This is a genomic window from Cytophaga hutchinsonii ATCC 33406, from assembly GCF_000014145.1.
In the GTDB taxonomy this organism is placed as follows: Bacteria; Bacteroidota; Bacteroidia; order Cytophagales; family Cytophagaceae; genus Cytophaga; species Cytophaga hutchinsonii.
In genome coordinates, this window is the sequence record NC_008255.1 from 3,796,538 (window position 1) to 3,815,567 (window position 19,030).

Genomic DNA, 19,030 nt, shown 5'->3' on the forward strand with positions numbered 1-19,030 from the left:
TATACTGGCCTGACGAATATTATTTAACTAAATTGAACAATCATGAATAAAGAAATTCTGCACATTAAAAATATGGTCTGCCCGCGATGTATTGCATCGGTAGAAGATATTCTGCATGAATTAAATTATTCTGTTGAGCAGGTTCTACTGGGCGAAGCTGTATTAAATGAAACCTTATCGGTCAATCAGCTTGCTGTATTAAAAGACAAATTATTAAAGCAGGGATTTGAATTACTTGAAGATAAAAAAGACAAAATAGTTGAAGCAGTTAAAACGCACGTCATTCAGCTGGTAAAAAATCCGGACAAGCATTCTTCCACAAAATTATCTACCTATTTATCTAAAGAACTTGGCTATGATTATTCTCACATCAGTTCACTTTTTACAGCCAGTCAGCACATCACGATTGAAAAATATGTGATTCTTCAGAAAATAGAATACGTAAAAGAATTACTTTCTTACAATGAGTTAACTGTTTCAGAAATTTCCGATACATTAAATTACAGCAGTGTTGCAGCACTTTCTGCCCAGTTTAAAAGTATTACCGGAATTACACCTTCTAAATTTAAATCAAGTGATCAGGCAAGAAAATCACTGGATAATTTAATTCCATGATTATATAAAGCTTTTCTGAATTTTTGTAACACATTTTTATCATTCATCCATATATTTATCCCTCAATCAAACAACAAGCACTATGAAAACATTACATTTCAAAACAGATGTTAACTGTTCAAGTTGCATTGCAACTGTAAGTCCGGAGCTGGAGTTTAAAGATAAAATTCAGGATTGGAGTATTGATATCACAAACCCGGATAATATTTTAACCATTACGACTGATTACACTGAAGCTGAAGTTAAAGAAATCCTGGAAAAAGTAGGTCACAAAGCCGAACCTGTGCCTGCATAAATTCTTGTTTAAAACATACACTATTTGTCCATTTCCTTTTAAACAAATAGATTTTATTCTTATGAACCGACCACAATATGTTTTCGAAAGGAAGAAATATTGTGTATTCAATTCATAATCCCTTCTAACCCCTATTACTCTATTATATTACTAATACATGACACATACATACAGTGTAACAGGCATGTCTTGTTCTGGTTGTAAAGCCAGGGTAGAAAAGGCATTGAGCAGCTTACCTGAAGTAACTGCCGTAATAGCTGATGTTCAAAAAGCAGAAGCAGTAATAGAAATGTCTGCGCACATTCCACTGGAAAAATTACAGGAAACATTAAACAGCGCCGGCCTTCATTATACACTAGCAGTACGTGAGTCAGTCAGCAACAATCATGCGCATACACATGTACCAAAAATTCCTGTAAAACCTGGCAATGGAATTTACTATTGCCCGATGCATTGTGAAGGCGATAAAACATACGACAAACCCGGGGATTGTCCGGTATGCGGTATGGATCTGGTTGAACAGCCGCGCTTGGTTTCGCAGCAGCAGTACACCTGTTCTATGCATCCCGGCGTAATAAAAGATGCCCCTGGTTCTTGCCCTGTCTGCGGCATGGATCTGATTCCGCTGGCACCAGATGAAAGCACAGAAGATAAAGCATATAAGGATCTTGCTCAGAAAATGAAAATAGCGCTTGTGTTTACAGTGCCGGTTTTTATTATCTCTATGAGTGATATGTTTCATAACAACCCATTGTCAAACGTGTTAAGTTCACAGCAATGCAACTGGATACAATTTATTTTAACACTGCCCGTGGTTTTTTATACCGGCTGGGTATTTTTTGTACGTGCCTGGAAATCTTTTATTACATGGAATTTAAATATGTTCAGCCTGATTGGCATTGGCACAGGTGTTGCGTTTTTATTCAGCATTACGGGATTGCTCTTACCGGATACTTTTCCGGATGCATTTAAAACAGCCCATGGAACGGTACATTTATATTTTGAATCCGTTGCAGTTATTTTAACACTGGTATTACTGGGTCAGCTCCTCGAAGCCCGTGCCCACAGCCAGACAAGCGGTGCTATCAAACAGCTGCTGAAGATGACTCCATCAGAAGCGATCCTGATTCAGAATGGCACAGACAAAGTTGTTTCTATCAACAACATTGCTGTTGGTAATTTATTGCGTGTTAAGCCTGGCGATAAAATTCCGGTTGACGGCATAATCAAAGAAGGCAACAGTACCATTGATGAATCCATGATTACCGGCGAGCCTATTCCGGTTGATAAGCAGCAAGGGGATGCCGTACGTGCCGGTACCATCAATGGAAAAAAATCTTTTGTGATGGAAGCACAGAAAGTCGGCGCTGATACGTTGCTCTCCCAAATCATTCAAATGGTTCAGACAGCAAGCCGTTCACGTGCACCTATTCAGAAACTAGCCGATGTAATTGCAACGTATTTTGTACCAACAGTTATTCTGATTGCCGTAAGTACCTTTGTACTCTGGGCCATATGGGGGCCTGAGCCTGCTTATGTATATGGATTTTTAAATGCTGTTGCAGTACTCATCATTGCGTGCCCCTGTGCGTTGGGTTTAGCAACGCCCATGTCTGTTATGGTGGGCATAGGCAAAGGTGCACAGGCAGGTATATTAATTAAAAATGCAGAAGCTTTGGAATTGATGAACAAAGTGAATGTTCTTATTACCGATAAAACAGGAACGATCACCGAAGGAAAACCTTCTGTTTATAAACTCATTGTTACGCCTGGAAATGAAGAGCATGAACTGCTCCAAAAAATTGCTTCTTTAAATCAATACAGCGAACACCCGTTGGCAGCCGCAATAATGGAGTATGCGAAGGCAAAAAATATTTCTCTGTATGATGTACATGATTTTGAATCACTCACAGGAAAAGGTGTTGCAGGAACGGTTGACTGAAAAAAAATTATACTGGGAAATACAACCTTGCTGGAGCAGGTACAGGCAGTTGTTCCCGACGCATTATCTGTGCAAGCTGTCGAAGAACAGAAATCCGGCAAGACTGTTTCGTACATAGCTGTTGATGCACAGGTATTGGGGTGCGTAGTCATTTCAGATGCAATAAAAGCAACCAGCAAACAGGCCATTGCCGATTTACGTGCCAATGGTATTGAGGTAATCATGCTTACGGGAGACAATAAAAATACAGCCCAAGCAGTTGCCGGCGAATTACAGCTGACGGATTTTAAAGCAGAATGTTTACCGGAAGATAAATTGAACCGGATAAAAGAATTACAGGCCAAAGGGAAAATTGTTGCTATGGCCGGAGATGGCATTAATGATTCGCCTGCGCTGGCTCAGGCAAACGTTGGTATTGCAATGGGCACAGGTACAGATGTTGCAATCGAAAGTGCTGCGATCACATTGGTAAAAGGTGATCTGCACGGAATTTTAAAAGCAAAAAAATTAAGTCATGCTGTTATGAAAAATATTAAACAGAATTTATTCTTTGCATTTATATACAATACCCTTGGTATTCCGGTTGCTGCCGGGATATTATTTCCTGCTTTCGGCATGCTGTTATCGCCGATGCTTGCAGCTACTGCTATGAGTCTAAGTTCGGTTTCGGTAATTGTAAATGCACTTAGATTAAAACGCGTTTCCTTAAATTAATTATCCTCTGTATCAATATCTTTGCCCGACAAGCACGCTTACGCAAACTTGTTGGGCTTTTTTTGTGTTTGTTTTTAAACCGGAAGTCCTATTCTGACTTTTAGCAAACATTTAATCCTATATATTTCTTATCTTAGTTACAATCAATCCGATTATTTAGTACAGTTTAATGAAAAGTGAATCAACGTATAAAGCAGCCCGTATTGTAGCGGAATCTGTAGAAACAATTTTTTCAAACCACCTGGAGAAAGCAATACAGCTAGGCGAAAAGAATTTAGCCTCTGTACCGACTGCTTCTACCATAGAATCATTTATCGATGTCGGTTTCTGGACGAGCCTGCGTCATGAAGAAGGCCGTTCACCTCGAATATCGTTAGCATATCTTAAACCCGAACAGGCAGGCACTCCGATCATATTTGCACAGCCCATTCCGTTTACCCCAAAAACATTAACCAAACTTTCTCCCGGCTACGAGCGCGCAGGTATTCATCTTGGTTTGTGGCACGATGCGGATAATGCACTCTACGTTTGGGGTGCTACGCTTACCTTACCCAACTGTTGTTTTGTACTGGACATTTCTGAAGCAGGCCAGGTTGTAATTAAACACAGACGTATAGATGGCTTTGGTAAATTTTCAAACATAGCTGTTTTAGCTGGCGACGAAATTAAAATTGTAGACGAACAGAATTCTACAAATGGTTCCTGTCCGAAAATCATCAGTTCGCTGCTTGATTTTGCATCCGTAACATCACGTAACGATACGGTAAATGTTACGCTTCAGCTTGCTGTGTCCATGCGGGCACACAAACGCGGCGGTACATTATTGATTGTACCTTCGCAAACCAAAGAGTGGCGCGAATCAATCAGTCATCCGTTGCATTATGCGATCAAGCCAGCCTTCTCAGGTCTGGCCGATTTAATTAAGAAAAATGAAATAGATAATTCAATTCCCAACTGGCAGGCGTTACTTGCTAAAGAAGTTGATATTATCGGCGGACTAACTGCGATTGATGGTGCAACGATCATTAATGATGAATATAAATTATTGGCCTTTGGTGAAAAAATTGTTCAGCGTGTCGGTCAGCCAATTATAGAGAAAGTTATTGAAACAGAACCCATAAAAGAAAACACTGCAAATGTAGTGTTCCCTTCTAAAACTGGCGGTACACGGCATTTATCCGCAGCTCAGTTTGTGCAGGACCAAAACAATGCCATTGCACTGGTGGCTTCTCAGGACGGACGTTTTACCGTTTTTGCCTGGTCACCTAAAGATCAAATGGTACAGGCGCATCGTATTGATTCGTTATTATTATAATCCGTTATATGGGAAACCTGTTCTATTTTATTCTTGCTGCTTTCTGTGAAATTTCGGGCTGCTATTTATTCTGGCTCCATTTCAGATCGGACAAACCTGCGTTACTCTTACTGCCAGCTGCAGCATGCTTATTGGTCTTTGCGTATCTGCTCACTAAAATAGACACCGCAACAGCCGGAAGAGCGTATGCAGTATACGGCGGTATTTATATTGTCTGTTCCTTAGCGTGGATGTATGGTATCGAAAAGTTTTCACCCGACATCTGGGATTACATTGGCGTAGGCATTTGCCTGATCGGTGCATCGGTTATTTTATTTGCACCCAGATAATATACCTTTTGTGTCTTTTCAATAAAATATTTATCTTTTATAAACGTCTGTAATAAACAGACGTTGTTGTTTTTTCTTATCTCTTAACTTTAATCTTTTCTTATGAAAATAAAAGCTATAATCACCGGCGCTACGGGTATGGTAGGTGAAGGCGTTATGCACGAATGCCTGCTGAATCCGGATGTGGAAGAAGTACTTATCATCAACCGCAAACCTTCCGGCTTTACACATGCTAAATTAAAAGAAATCATTCACACCGATTTCTTTAACCTAGCTCCAGTCGAACAACAACTCGCAGGCTATAATGCCTGTTATTTTTGCTTAGGCGTTTCTTCTATCGGAATGAATGAGGCTGACTATACAAAAATGACATATACATTAACCATGCATGTTGCCGAAACACTTAGCCGCTTAAACAAAGATATGACCTTCTGTTATGTATCGGGTGCTTCTACAGACAGCACAGAAAAAGGAAAGTCTATGTGGGCACGCGTAAAAGGGAAAACAGAAAATGACCTCACCAGACTTCCATTTAAAGATGTATATAATTTCAGGCCGGGCTATATGCAGCCAACACCAGGGCTAAAGAATACGCAGAAATACTATACATACATGAGCTGGATGTATCCGTTTTTAAAGCTGGTTTTTAAAAATTATGTTTCTACCTTGAAAGATGTCGGATTGGCAATGATCCGTGTTACCCTCTTCGGACATAACAAGCAGGTGCTGGAAGTGCCGGATATAAAAGCATTGGCTAAAAAAACACAATTTGTTTAATCGTAATTCATAGCACGCATGGATATGAAAAAAGTTTGGTTCATCACAGGTTGCTCCACTGGCTTTGGCCGTGCGCTTGCCAGCCATGTATTAAGTATCGGCCAGCAAGTTGTTGTTACCGCACGTAAGATTTCTGATATCAGCGATCTTATTATTGGACATGAATCCGATGTATTGGCGCTTTCGCTGGATGTAACAAAGCCGGATGAAATTAAGAATGCGGTTCATAAAGCAATTGACCGTTTCGGACGGATTGATGTATTGGTAAACAACGCAGGTATCGGTTATTTTGGTGCTGTGGAAGAAAGTGAAGATGAAGCCGTAAGAAAAATGTTTGAAATAAATTTCTTTGGTTTAGCCAACATGACCAAAGCCGTTTTACCGGTCATGCGCAAACAGCGCAGCGGACATGTGATCAATATTTCTTCTGTCGGCGGCCTGGTGGCATTTCCGGCTTTAGGTTATTACAATGCAAGTAAGTTTGCCGTAGATGGTTTGTCTGAATCGTTAGCCAAGGAAGTTGCGCACCTGGGTATTCATGTAACCATTGTTGCGCCAAGCGGCTTCCGTACAGATTGGGCGGGTCGTTCTGCAGAGAATAGTAAAATTGTTATTGATGATTATGCTGAAAGTGCGGGTGCAAACAAATCTTTTATACGCGGATACAGCGGCAATCAACCAGGCGACCCGAAACGTGCGGCACAGGCTATTGTAAAAGCAGTGGAATCAAAAGAACCGCCACTACGTTTATTACTTGGTGCAGCGGCGCTTAAAGGTGCAACAGCAAAACTGGATGTATTGAAAAAAGATTATGATGCCTGGGCTGATACAACTGTATGGGCAGATCATCCAAAAGAATAAGTATAGTATAACAAAGAATAGCTATCTATGATGATAGCTATTCTTTGTTATAGGCAGCCAGTTAAATTTTTATGCGTTTTTTATCAATGCAGCTTAGCAAGTAACACATGTATATAGTTAAGTAATATCTGTGGCTGGTCTATCATCACCATATGTCCGCTATTGGGAATACTGACATGAGTAAAATCAGTTACACCAGTTCCTAATGATTCATGTGCATCATACCATGGCTTTAAAATTTCTACCTTGTTTGGCGGGTCTACTTTCATAGCCGTTAATACAATTACCGGCACATCGGGTAAATTGCCTAATGTTGCCATATACATATTGTCTTCTACCCATTCTCTGGATTCCAATGCCGCACCAAAGTTTGTTCCATAAGAAGACCATTTCCCATACATATAATCTTCCGCCTGTTGATTTTGAGCAGAATCTAAGCCAGCTTTTTCATGTGAAGGATCAATAAATAGCATGCCCGCAACCTTGGTTGGATTGTTAACAGCCCAGGCTCTTATCATAAATCCGCCTAACGAGTGGCCAATGAGCACCACTTTCCGCCCGTTCGCAAATGAATCAATAACACTCCCTAATTCACTTTGTAAGCGAGCTACATCTCTTGGTACAGGGCCGTTTCCTGATTGCCCGCGGTTTGCTCTGTCATAGGTAACAACATCTATCGTATCTGCTGCTTTTAGTGCAATATTGCTGCTGTTCCAGATAGTATGGTCATCACCTAAACCTGATTCAAAAACAACTAAATAGTTTGAATTTCTAATAACAGAGAATGTTGCCAGTTTATGGGTGCCTAAATCAACAAATGCTTTTTTTAACGCAAGCTTTGAAAAAACAGGATACGGCTCAAATTTTCTACACGCAACGGAAAACAAAAGTATACTTAGTATTATATATCGGTTTTTCATTTTTTAAAGAAGTAAGATTAATCAATCAGATTTTCATGATGCTATTAAGAATTTTTTAGCCTAAACGCTCTTTATGAAAATTATTTTACACATTAACCGTGATACCCTGCACGTGTTATTTGATGGAATTTACCAGGCAGGAAAAAGAGTGGCACTTCCGGATCAGAAAAATATACGCTGCCTTGATTGTGGTGTTTTAACTTATTCCTGATACGTGTGGTTTGTGTATACGCAGATATACCTGTTGCCGGACTCCGGATTAGTAAGCTGATTTTGACACATGTTTTCATATTGAATACGGTTTAGATTGCTCATGCAAGCTATCCAAACCGTATCTCAAAGAGTTTTCAGTTTTAAAATTTGACTTTACAGTTTGCCTAAACCGATTGATAACATTCCAAAAAAACTTCTCAATTCGTAAAAAATCGCCTAATTTTTAAATTCTCCGGGCGCTTGCTTAACAATTTCTTTAAAAACCCGGTTAAAGCTGGAAGGTGAATTGAAACCTGTTTTGTATGCTATTTCAGAAATCGAATACGAAGAATTTTTTAGATATAATTTTGCGGCTTCAACTCTTGTATGATTTAAAAATGATTTAAAAGTCATTCCCACATTCTCTTTTAATATCTCCCCTATTTTATATTCGGGAACATGTAACTGGTTGGCCAGATCTGAAGCTTTCAATTCACTGTTTGCGTAATTCTCGGATATAAATGCATGAATCTGGCTTTTCAAATCCTCATCTTTTGTTTCAAAATCGAAATCCTCTGAATATTTTACGGTTAACTGTATTCTTTTCTGTTTTTGATATAGTATACTATGTATACCAATAAATACAATTAAAACAGTGCTTACAAAAAGAGCGAGTACCCGATATAAGCTGCTATAATCACCTGCCAATTCAAGCTGTGTAATTTTAAAGACCCGTTCTTTATTAATAATAAACCCGGGATCACTAAAAACAGATATATACCCAACAGAATCTTTATCCCAGGATTTAATGTCCGATTCGGCAATATGATTATTTGCGTACCACCATTCCGGAATGGTTGTAAAACTGTCAAATGCTATTTTCAGCTTATTTTCGGCTTTCTCAACAATGTAAATATTATGATAAAGCGGGAATGAATTTCTAACGGTCGAATCATGGATTCCTTTGTTAAAATTATAAATGCGTATTGCCAGACGTTGTTTTTCCTGACTATAGAGGTGCATTTTTAATGTATAGTTTTTCAAACTAAAAAATGTGCTGTCCGTTTTGCGGATATGAATGCCTGCATATGGATACATCAGGCCTTTTTTCAGGCAGCAGCTGAATGTTAGTGCATTGTTTGTCCTGGATATTATTTTCGTTTCTGAATATCCTCCGTCCCAAACATCTGAAAAAGGTTCAATGATATATTCTTTTGAATCCAGCAGGTTTATGGTTTCCTTTCTTTCAACCAAAAATGCAGCGAAACAACTTATCAGCAAAAATGTGATAACCGCAATAAACTGAATGCGAAATCGCTTCTTATAAAAATATTCCTTCAACTGAATATGTATTATGTAGATTAGTCCACTCTATAGGGAATGCTAATTTAATCATAATTGTAAAACATTTTTGAATTGCAGGTGTTTTTATACATTATGCTTTGTTTCTCTAACATACTATTTGTGTAAATAACACAGTATAAAGCAGCTGCATTAAAAAAACGCAATCCTTATTTCCTGATGCACCACGTCAAAACGCTGCTTGTATTGAAAATCAGTTTTTAGGAGCAATTTGGCCGAATCTTAAAAGAAGAATGAAAATTACCCTCCGGGTCAATTTCCGGCAGCTTTTGGGTCTTATGTAACACCAACATTTTAATGCCTGTATTTTTTATTTAAGCAATAAAAAATAATGCCTCTAATTTGACTCAGGGATTATTTTTACCTGTATATCTGCTTTAAATTTTACCCTTTTTTTCTTCTTCCAAAAAGCTGTTTGGGAGCATAATCCCGATCCATTTTTATTCAAAAAATCAATTGCCCCGTATATTCGAATAGTATTAGAAAAAAAAGGAATAATAATATGATGTATACAAGAAATGTACGGATTCCACAGTTTCAGCTGCAAATGGCGATTGCGTTATTATTATCGGGACTTATTTTCCTGTCCTGCAAAAAGGATACGGTAAGCCCGTCTGTACCCATTCCAGCAGTAGATACCAATATGGTGTTTATTGATGCTTCAAATACAAACATTCACTATTCAGGGAGAATTGATTTCAGCAACCCTAAAGCACCTGCTTTCTGGTTTCCCGGCATTTCAATAAAGGCATCTTTTCAGGGACCTTCTATTGATGTGGTTATTAAAGATGATGCTTCAGGTACAGATCAGGGTACAAATTATTACAACATCTTTATTGATCAGCAGCTTCACACCGTTTTGAAAGTAAACGCAGAAGATACGTTGTATAAAATTGCCCGTAACCTTACAGATGCAAACCATACGATAGAAGTTTTCAAACGCACAGAGGCGCAGGTTGGATCTTCCAGCTTTAAGGGATTTTGTCTGCAGGCCAATAAAAACCTGACAGCTTCAGCAAAGCCCGCGCACAAAATTGAATTCATTGGTGATTCTTATACCTGTGGCTACGGAAATGAATTAAGTATACCTGCACCGCCCAACGGTAATCCCGACACAGGCTTTCATTCTGTAAATGAAAACAATTACACGGCCTGGGGAGCGATAGTTGCACGTGAGCTGGATGCCGAATATCATTGTACGGCTTATTCTGGCAGAGGTATATACCGTAACAACAACGGCGCTGCTACAGGCGTATTACCTTCTATTTATAACAGAATTAATCCGGATGATGCATCCTCTCAATGGAACACCGCAACGTACATTCCGGATGTTATCGTCATTCATCTTGGCACAAACGATTTTGCGCCTGAACAGCTGTCAACACCAGACATGGTAGATTCGGCAGCCTTTGTAAGCGGGTACATTAATTTTATTACAACACTGAGAAGCTATTATCCGGCAGCAAAAATTATTTGTGTACGTCCGAATTCATTAACAGATTATTACCCGGTTGGCCTGAAAGCATTAACCCGTATGACGCGTTATACAAAAGCGGTAACAGACCATTTCGTCCCAACAGATGCCAATGTATTTTATTTCGCTCTTGCACCACAGAATGCGCCATATGGTGAAGACTGGCATCCTTCTGCTGCAACGCATCAATCCATGGCTGCACAGATAAAAACATTTATTAAAACACGTGCAGGCTGGTAATATCTTATTCACAGACTCTGTTGATTGCACAGAGTCTGTTTAACCTTTTAACTGCTTATCTGATGAACCGATTTCCTGTTATGTTTATCTGGCTGCTATGTACAGTCCATGCACATGCATCGGATGTACTTATACTATCCAACGCGCAGGTAAATGGCATATCGTTATCCGATAATTACATAACCATACTGGAAGATACAACAGCAGCCTTTTCCATTACTGAAGTTATTGCCGCTGATTCTGCTCAACAGTTTAAACAGGCATCGTATAATTTCAACATACATCCGGCTTCTGTTTATTGGATAAAGTTCACAGTAAAAAATGAAGGAGATGTATTTACCCAATATGTAATAGAAAACTACTATGCGCATGCAAAAGAGTTTTCTGTTTTTTATCAGGAACATGGAAAACTCTTTCAGCAAAAAACCGGTGAATATGTAACCTATAAAAACAGAAACTTTTCCCATAAAAATTTAGTACTTGATCTTCCTGCACCGCAGGCAGGAAATGAGCGGACGTTTTACCTCAAGGTTTATTCCGGACTATATGTCAATTTTAATTTTGTTATAAACAACCAGCATTCCTTTACCCATTACAGTACAACCGAATATTTCTTTTTAGGAATTTATTACGGTATCATTTTACTGTTGATTTTGTACAACATCATTTTGTTTTTTACCATCCGTGCAAGGCTTTATATCCTGTATATTTTTTATCTTCTTTCAGGTATGCTTATTTCTATTAATGAAGATAAGCTGGGTTATCAGTATTTATGGCCTGAACAGCCAGAGTTGAATCCGTTGCTTTCGTTTCATGTTGCACCTGTATTGCTGGTGTTCTGCTTCATTGTGTATGCATCAAATTTTCTGGAGCTGTATAAAAGAATCAAATCTTTATTTTTTTTAGTATGGGCTTCGTTTGCTTTTTACATCGCGGTGTTCATACTGAATTTCTATTTTCCGTTATTACTTGCAATACGGATACTGACCCCATTGCCTTTCCTGATGGTCTTCATCTCAACAATCATTATTTATAGTAAGGGATATAAATCTGCGCGATTTTTTATTCTTGGTGCCGGACTAATTTTAACAAGTATCATTTTAATTCAGCTGCGTGCTCTGGCTATTATCATGGGTTCAATTTTCACCGTTTACATTTTCAACTACAGCTTAATTATTGAGTCCATTATTTTATCTATCGCCTTATCAGACAGGATCAGCATCATACGAAAAGAAAAAGAAGCGGCACAGGCCAGTGTGCTTAAGGAACTAAAAGAAAAAGAACAACTGCAGATTGAGGTGAACAAACAGCTGAAGGAAAAACAGGAAATGCAGCAACGCATAAATCAGGAGCTTGAAATAAAAGTAACCGAACGGACCAGAGAATTAAGCAGCCGCTCTGAAGAGTTAGAGATTGCAAACGTTAAGCTGCAATCACTGATCGAACAAACCAACAGGATGAACATAAAATTAGATCTCGACAATTGGGAGCTGAAAAAAAATGTGCGTCATGAACTGGTACAACGTATCACCGGACAGGAAGTAAGCATCGATATATTCAAAACTGTTTTTAAAGATGATATAACCTGCCTGCGTTTTTTAGATGAATTGAAATGGAGTAATGGTTTTGTTTGTACTAAATGCCAATACACAAAATACAAAGAAGTAGAGCATACCTATGTGCGCAAGTGCAGCCGTTGCAGCCATCCGGAGTCTGTTACAGCAAATACCTTTCTTCATGGAATAAAATTTTCCATCACGCATGCCTTATACCTCATCTATCTCATTCATACAAGAAAAGGCGATGTTAAACTTGAACACATTTCTGAAATAGCCGGTATCAGTATTGTTTCCGCTTCTAAATTCCGGGCAAAGGTTATGGAAAAAACGCTGCTGCTGGAAAAGAAACAGAAAATTGTTACCTGGGAAGAAATAATACTAAACTGATTGCAAACAACTAAACCAAACATATGAAAAAAGTACTTCTATCTCTTTCTGCCTGTCTTATACTGACAATGCATACATTGCAGGCGCAGATACCAGGCGGCATCTGCAATTGGGACAACGATAAAAAAGCTGCCATTGTATTGACCTTTGATGACTGGTCTCCGGGGCATTATCCCATTGCTGTGCCGGAATTGAAAAGCCGGAATCTTGTCGGTACCTTCTTTGCAACCAACTCAACCGGATCATATTCCTGGCCGCAAATAAGAATTGCTGCCGCTGATGGCAATGAAATCGGGAACCATACAAAAACCCATCCGCACCTGACAACATTAACGCCTGCACAGCTGAATGATGAAATACGGGCCATGAAAATTAGTATTGACCAAAATATCACTACACAAAAAGTTACAACCTTTGCCTATCCGTTCGGTGAATACAATGCTGCTGTTTTAGATTCCGTAAAAAAAAGCGGACACATTGCTGCACGTGGTGTACAGCCCGCATCCAGCTACCCGTACAATTTTGCAGCAACGGAAAATGCGTATTACAACATAGCCACGTATGCCATGGGACCAACAGTTACGATAGCAACCTTTAACGGACTGGTACAAAATGTAACCACAGGCGGCGGTTTGCTGACTTTCTTATACCATAGCATTGATGATGCAACCACTAGCCATGGCGACAACTGGTATTCGCAGGTAAAGCAGGCTGATCTGCAGGCACAGCTGGACAAATTAGTTTCTGTTAAAGATGTTGTATGGATCACCACATTTTCACAGGCTATAAAATACCACAAAGAAAAAGCCTGTGCCACATTGACCCAGACACAGGTACCTGATGGTACCACCTGGAAATTTACACTTACAGATACGCTTTCAAACAACACCATATACAATCAGCCTTTAAGTATTAAACTGAAGATGCATGGCGTAAACTATATGTCTGTATTACAAAACGGTGTAGCTCTCCCAATCGACCGCATTCGCAACGATAGTATTTTGTTTCATGCTGTTCCGGATAAAGGTGAAATCGTATTGACAACACAACTCATTACATCAACCAAAAATATGCAGGCAGCAAGCGATAACATTACGGTTTCACCGGTACCAAGCAATGGGCTGATCACCATTCATGCCGCTAAAACAATCAATCCTTCTTCAGTTATAGTTTCTGATTTAGCCGGCAATATATTATTTCATCAACCACATGTATCCTTTGCTGATGATGTACAGATTGATCTGAGCGGATTCAAAGAAGGAGCCTATTTAATTCATATTTACGAAGGAGAACAGCTGATCACAAAAAAAGCAATACGCGTAAACTAATCAACATTTCTACCCTCTGTTTTCAAAATGGATGCAAAAATCCTGCACGTATACCTAATTGTATGCATGCAGGATTTATGTTTATTGCCCAAAAACTACTTCAGCAGCTCATTTAACTCCTGCATAATTTCTTTACCTTCATCCTGATTGTACCATTTTTGTAATTCCAGCTTGATGGTTTCAAAGTCGGCATTTTCGGTTTTTAATTTATCGTATATTACCTGACAGCCCAGCGGTCTTGGCCCCCAGGTAAAAAGATCTTCTCCGGCGGCGTTACGGACAATTAATTTAGGAATTGATTTGCCGCCTTTTGTAAGGTATTGGTTTATCCGAAACGGTTCTGCATCACGAAGCTCATAGTCGACCGTGATAAGCGGATTTTGCTGAGCGATTAAATGAAGAAACGGTACTACATGAGCAGCATCGCCGCACCAGGGCTCGGTAATAATGATCCAGTGTTGAGGTTCCTTTATACTTACAACAGTCTCTTTTATCTGGTGAGATAATGTACCATGTTTTAGCCAACGGCTTGTTCTAGACCAGTTTAATTTTGCATAATTAAAATAATCGGGATTGTTGTATGGTGCCGGTGGCTCCGGGTTTTTAACCAGGGATTCGAAATAAGTTAAATAAGACTCAACGTTCATGGGGGTATGTAGTAAATTCTATATGTTCAAACCAAAACAATTCAAAGCTAGTTCCAATCCACTCACGCAACACGCTGCCAGTATACCTCAAAATTCAGCACTGCATACCGTTGATTTAAAAACAGCTTTAAAGACACTAAATTGTGTCATTTTTATGAATTAATATGTTGACGCCAGCCAAAGCAATCAAATTACTTTGTATCTTCATAATGAACTTTATAGGTTTTTTAACATATTGAATTTTTAAATGAAACATCGTTTCAAACGGATTCTTCTTTTTTTATCTATTCCCATATTATTGGGAGGAATGCTTCATTATACGATTTCCTATAAAATAAAAAACGTTTTACAGCTTCTTATTGAAAAGGAATCGGATAGCACCTATGCTTTCCATGCATCAAAAATTGAAGTTTCATTTTGGAATAAAAGTTTTGTTATTGAAAAGGCTCAGTTTATAAGTCTTGATACCAGTAAATCAAAAATGCATTACACCGTTGAAATTCCACAGATGTATATGCAGATTCAATCGTGGAGTGATATTATTTTCAAGCGTAAAATATCCATTGACAGTTTAAGTTTCATTGATTCAAAAATAGGTGTCTATGAAAAAACACTTCATAAAATAAAACCAAAAGGAAATGTTGATATACAGGAAGTATTTAAAACCTTCGAAAAAATACTTGTTTTTCTAGAAGTAAAATCCTTTTCCATTCAGAATGGAAGCTTTTCTTATAAAACAATTCATTCACCTAAAACATTATCCGGCCAGGGTATAAATTTTTCTATCCGGAATTTATCTGAAAAAAATAAAAAAGGCCATCTCCTTTATTCAGAGGATATAACACTCGACATGAAGAATCAGGAATGGCACTTACCTGATGGCATACATACTGTAAGTTTTAAACGCTTATCTTTTTCAGGCAAGAACCAATTTTTTGAACTGGACTCCTTTACTATTAACAGTGCTGCTAATGCGGATAAGGAAGAGATAAATCTTTATACGGAAAAATTCTTTTTTAATTCTGTTGAACTTGAATCCATGTACCAGAACAATACATTAGCAATTGATACGCTGCTTTGTATCCGTCCTGTTTTAACATTAAGCCTTGCAAAAAATAAAGCAACGCCTGCGGATACATCTAAATCCATAGCAAAATTTTTACCGGGTTTATTTAAAGCATCGCATATCAATTATATCAATATAGAAGATGGACAGATTTTATTAAAAAATAAAAAAATGGACAGTACAGATGCACTGGTACAAAAAAGCAATCTGAAAATTTATAACCTGTCATTGAATGAAAACAGAGTTCCGTTTCTAAAAACAGATAGTATATTATTTGGCTTAAAAGACATAAAGTTTATAACGCCTGACAGCACATTCGAAATTGTTGCAAGCGAACTGCTGATTATTAATAATGATCTTGTATTACGGAATTCATTTTTTGGGCCAGCCCATACAAGCACAACCGGAAAAAGTATTTCCTTTTCTGCACCGGAATTCCGATTGAATGACATTAATTTTGTTGACCTCATTCAACGGAAGTTAAATGCAAAACAAGCCGAACTTTACCGGCCCAATATTATTATAAAGTCGGTGAAGGACAATGCATCCGGAGCCGATACAGCTGTTACAAACATTGAACATTTTTATTCTTCGTTACATGGCTTCAGAGAACTTGTAGGCGTTGAACGCTTAAACATTATAGATGGCAACATACACATCAGGAATTCCGGCAAACAGCATACCAGCCTGCATATGGAAGGCATTGATGCGTTAATACTACCTATAAACGTTGTAAACAGTTCAGCGTTATTAGACATAAAACATGCGCTTCCTGACATTAAGATTGCAAAAATTTCGATCGAATCTGATCATGCTCACATTACTATTAACCGCTTTGCTTTTAATGGTGTGCAAAGAAAAAATTATGCTGATCATGTTCATTTAAAAATGCGGGATGAATTAGATATTGAAGGAAATACTATTTATTGGGAAATTTTTGACTGGGATCTTTTCCAGAAATATAAGCGTATCGATATCAAAGAATTTTCAGCGCAAAAATTATCTGTCAAAGCTGGTGCAGAAGAAGAAAAAAAATCATCCGATGTACCTCGCAAAAATCTGCCGGATATACGTGTTGGCAAATTAAACATCGGCCAGTTATTAGTGCACTCTGCCATTGCAGATGATACATTTTCATTTACTGCACATAATGTAACCGTAGATTCGCTGCGTACTCAAAAACGTTTTTTTGCCTGGAAAAAGGTTGACGGAATCTATGAAAATATTCACATGAAAAAAGATCATGTAACGGCACATATACAATTATTGAAATTTGATGCCTTGACTCAAGTTATTCTTCAAAATATATCGCTGGATAAAAAAGACACTGGCACAAATATTCATGTAAAAATCCCTTCCGTTATTGTTTTAGGCAATTTCTATTCCACCGATTTTTCATCTGTTTCTATTCAGAAACTGAACATTCAGGATCCTGTTATAAACTATTCCAGTATTTCGGATGCACCGAAAAAGCCTGCTGCAAAAAAAGAATTCAGCATTCCAATAAACCTTAAAACGAAAGAGCTGATTGTTTCTAATGCATCGGTTCATTATAAGGAGATACATGTAAACGATACCATTTCATGCACCGGAAATTTTACGGTTAAAATAGAAAACATTGCTGCTTCAAAAACCGGTAACAGAATCATTCAGTTTGATGCGTGTCAGGTAAATCTCCATCAACTGCACTTTGCTAAAAATGCAATTGATCTGGATATCCCTGTTGCTTCAATAAACGTAACAAATGGTTCTTTAAATCCGGCAGCAAATCATTCCGTCGCGTTTGAATCGAACATAGCTATCCGTTGGGAAGACATGCATTTCAGTAAAGCCGGAATTAAAAATAACGGTGTACTTCAATTAAAAAATGTATCAGGCAGCTTTATAAAAAATCAATTTTCTTATACAACGCATACGGCTATACCATGGCAATCACTATTAACTAGTCTTAGCATTGACAAAGGGACGGGCAGCTTTTTAAGTGACCATGCTGTTTTCAAAATAAATGAAATCACCTGGCAGAACAAATTGAATCTATTATCCTTTAATAACATCAGCTACCACCCGAAGCTTGAGCTGGAAGATGCCATTAAATACGCGTCTACACAATTTGATTACTTAACCTTAACTGGTAAATCAATCCGCATAAAAAATATGAACATTGGCGGTACTACCAACGATTCCATTATTCATATTCAGAATATTCTGCTGGATCACCTGGAATTATCTTCAACACGTGATAAAAATGTTCCGAGGAAAATTGTTAAGCTCAAAGAAATGCCAACACGAATTATTCAGGCCATCCCCATCCCACTTGCTATCGATTCTGTAAACATACGGAACAGTAAAGTAGTGGTACATCAGATTGAAGCGAATACGTATGCAAAAGCCATGATCCCGATAGACAATATCAATGCAACCATTACAAACATTACAAATAGAGCGGGTGTAAAAGACAGCCTTTATTTAACCGCCCATGCAGACATTCTGGGTGTTGCAATCCGTTCTTTTGCTTATACAGAATCATACGCTGATTCGCTTTCTTATTTTCATGCATCCAGCCACATCGTGCCCGGTAAATTTACCAGTCTGAATCCGATCACGATACCGCTTGCCGCAGTGTCTATCGATAATGGTTACTCTAATAAACTGCATGCGGAATGGTCGGGCAATAAATATGCAACAATCGGCCAAATGGATTTTATATATAAAGATCTTGCGGTGCATGTCTTAAGTAAAAATGATACATCGCATACAAACCTTGCTTTATTGATTGAGAATAAAGTGGCAAAAGAGATCATTAATAAAAACAATAAAAAACCTTCTGTTATATTCTTTGAACGCAATACAGAAAAACAGATTTTCAACTACTGGCTGAAAGCCACGCTGCAGGGGGTATATAGTTCCGTCGGATTAAAAAGAAATGATAAATATCTGAAGCATTATTCCAAAGTAAAAGATAAATATCACTTGCCGGCTGATCCTGCAATTAACAAGTAGAAGAAGA

General features: G+C 38.2%; 16 protein-coding genes. 12 read left to right on the forward strand and 4 right to left on the reverse strand.

Annotation, left to right across the window (positions count from 1 at the left end):
* The first annotated feature begins 42 nt into the window (after positions 1-42).
* The 8 genes from CHU_RS16175 to CHU_RS16205 all read left to right on the forward strand — a co-directional run bounded on the left by CHU_RS16175 (position 43) and on the right by CHU_RS16205 (position 6,848).
* On the forward strand, positions 43-615 hold the full coding sequence (locus CHU_RS16175; RefSeq protein WP_011586672.1) for a helix-turn-helix domain-containing protein: 573 nt from the start codon (positions 43-45) through the stop codon (positions 613-615).
* 82 nt (positions 616-697) lie between these two features.
* Positions 698-910, forward strand: a complete 213-nt coding sequence (locus CHU_RS16180; RefSeq protein WP_011586673.1) for a heavy-metal-associated domain-containing protein — start codon at positions 698-700, stop codon at positions 908-910.
* Between the two features lie 157 nt (positions 911-1,067).
* The gene (locus CHU_RS16185) at positions 1,068-2,852 is read left to right on the forward strand and encodes a heavy metal translocating P-type ATPase (RefSeq protein ID WP_369678454.1); all 1,785 of its coding nucleotides are present in this window, start codon (positions 1,068-1,070) and stop codon (positions 2,850-2,852) included.
* A gap of 12 nt (positions 2,853-2,864) precedes the next feature.
* Positions 2,865-3,566 (forward strand): HAD-IC family P-type ATPase, encoded by a 702-nt coding sequence (locus CHU_RS19950; protein WP_394330729.1) that lies wholly within the window; start codon positions 2,865-2,867, stop codon positions 3,564-3,566.
* Between the two features lie 169 nt (positions 3,567-3,735).
* Positions 3,736-4,881: a putative sensor domain DACNV-containing protein gene (locus CHU_RS16190; protein WP_011586674.1), complete on the forward strand. Its 1,146-nt coding sequence runs from the start codon at positions 3,736-3,738 to the stop codon at positions 4,879-4,881.
* Positions 4,882-4,889: 8 nt separating this feature from the next.
* On the forward strand, positions 4,890-5,210 hold the full coding sequence (locus tag CHU_RS16195; protein ID WP_011586675.1) for a YnfA family protein: 321 nt from the start codon (positions 4,890-4,892) through the stop codon (positions 5,208-5,210).
* A 102-nt stretch (positions 5,211-5,312) separates the two neighbouring features.
* Complete coding sequence (locus tag CHU_RS16200; protein ID WP_011586676.1) at positions 5,313-5,987, forward strand: NAD-dependent epimerase/dehydratase family protein; 675 nt, start codon at positions 5,313-5,315, stop codon at positions 5,985-5,987.
* A 24-nt stretch (positions 5,988-6,011) separates the two neighbouring features.
* Complete coding sequence (locus CHU_RS16205; protein ID WP_143144182.1) at positions 6,012-6,848, forward strand: oxidoreductase; 837 nt, start codon at positions 6,012-6,014, stop codon at positions 6,846-6,848.
* Between the two features lie 83 nt (positions 6,849-6,931).
* Here the strand turns inward: CHU_RS16205 and CHU_RS16210 are convergent, their stop codons facing one another.
* The 3 genes from CHU_RS16210 to CHU_RS16220 form a co-directional block, all read right to left on the reverse strand.
* A complete protein-coding gene (locus tag CHU_RS16210; protein WP_011586678.1) occupies positions 6,932-7,768 on the reverse strand; it encodes an alpha/beta fold hydrolase in 837 nt (278 codons plus the stop codon).
* A 92-nt stretch (positions 7,769-7,860) separates the two neighbouring features.
* Positions 7,861-8,058, reverse strand: coding sequence for a hypothetical protein (locus tag CHU_RS16215; protein ID WP_011586679.1), 198 nt, complete (start codon positions 8,056-8,058; stop codon positions 7,861-7,863).
* 139 nt (positions 8,059-8,197) lie between these two features.
* Positions 8,198-9,214, reverse strand: coding sequence for a helix-turn-helix domain-containing protein (locus CHU_RS16220; RefSeq protein ID WP_238379301.1), 1,017 nt, complete (start codon positions 9,212-9,214; stop codon positions 8,198-8,200).
* Between the two features lie 610 nt (positions 9,215-9,824).
* On the opposite strand from CHU_RS16220, the gene CHU_RS16225 reads away from it, so the two are divergent.
* From CHU_RS16225 to CHU_RS16235, 3 genes are all read left to right on the forward strand, one after another.
* The gene (locus CHU_RS16225) at positions 9,825-11,036 is read left to right on the forward strand and encodes an SGNH/GDSL hydrolase family protein (protein ID WP_049755588.1); all 1,212 of its coding nucleotides are present in this window, start codon (positions 9,825-9,827) and stop codon (positions 11,034-11,036) included.
* Positions 11,037-11,098: 62 nt separating this feature from the next.
* The gene (locus CHU_RS16230) at positions 11,099-12,982 is read left to right on the forward strand and encodes a 7TM diverse intracellular signaling domain-containing protein (RefSeq protein ID WP_041932457.1); all 1,884 of its coding nucleotides are present in this window, start codon (positions 11,099-11,101) and stop codon (positions 12,980-12,982) included.
* Positions 12,983-13,005: 23 nt separating this feature from the next.
* The gene (locus tag CHU_RS16235) at positions 13,006-14,310 is read left to right on the forward strand and encodes a polysaccharide deacetylase family protein (RefSeq protein ID WP_011586683.1); all 1,305 of its coding nucleotides are present in this window, start codon (positions 13,006-13,008) and stop codon (positions 14,308-14,310) included.
* 95 nt (positions 14,311-14,405) lie between these two features.
* Here CHU_RS16235 and CHU_RS16240 read toward each other — a convergent pair whose 3' ends face one another.
* A complete protein-coding gene (locus CHU_RS16240; protein WP_011586684.1) occupies positions 14,406-14,957 on the reverse strand; it encodes a thioredoxin family protein in 552 nt (183 codons plus the stop codon).
* A 247-nt stretch (positions 14,958-15,204) separates the two neighbouring features.
* Between CHU_RS16240 and CHU_RS16245 the strand changes: the two genes are divergently transcribed.
* Positions 15,205-19,023 carry a hypothetical protein gene (locus CHU_RS16245; RefSeq protein ID WP_011586685.1) on the forward strand — a complete coding sequence of 1,273 codons (3,819 nt, stop codon included), beginning with the start codon at positions 15,205-15,207 and terminating at the stop codon, positions 19,021-19,023.
* Positions 19,024-19,030 lie beyond the last annotated feature (7 nt).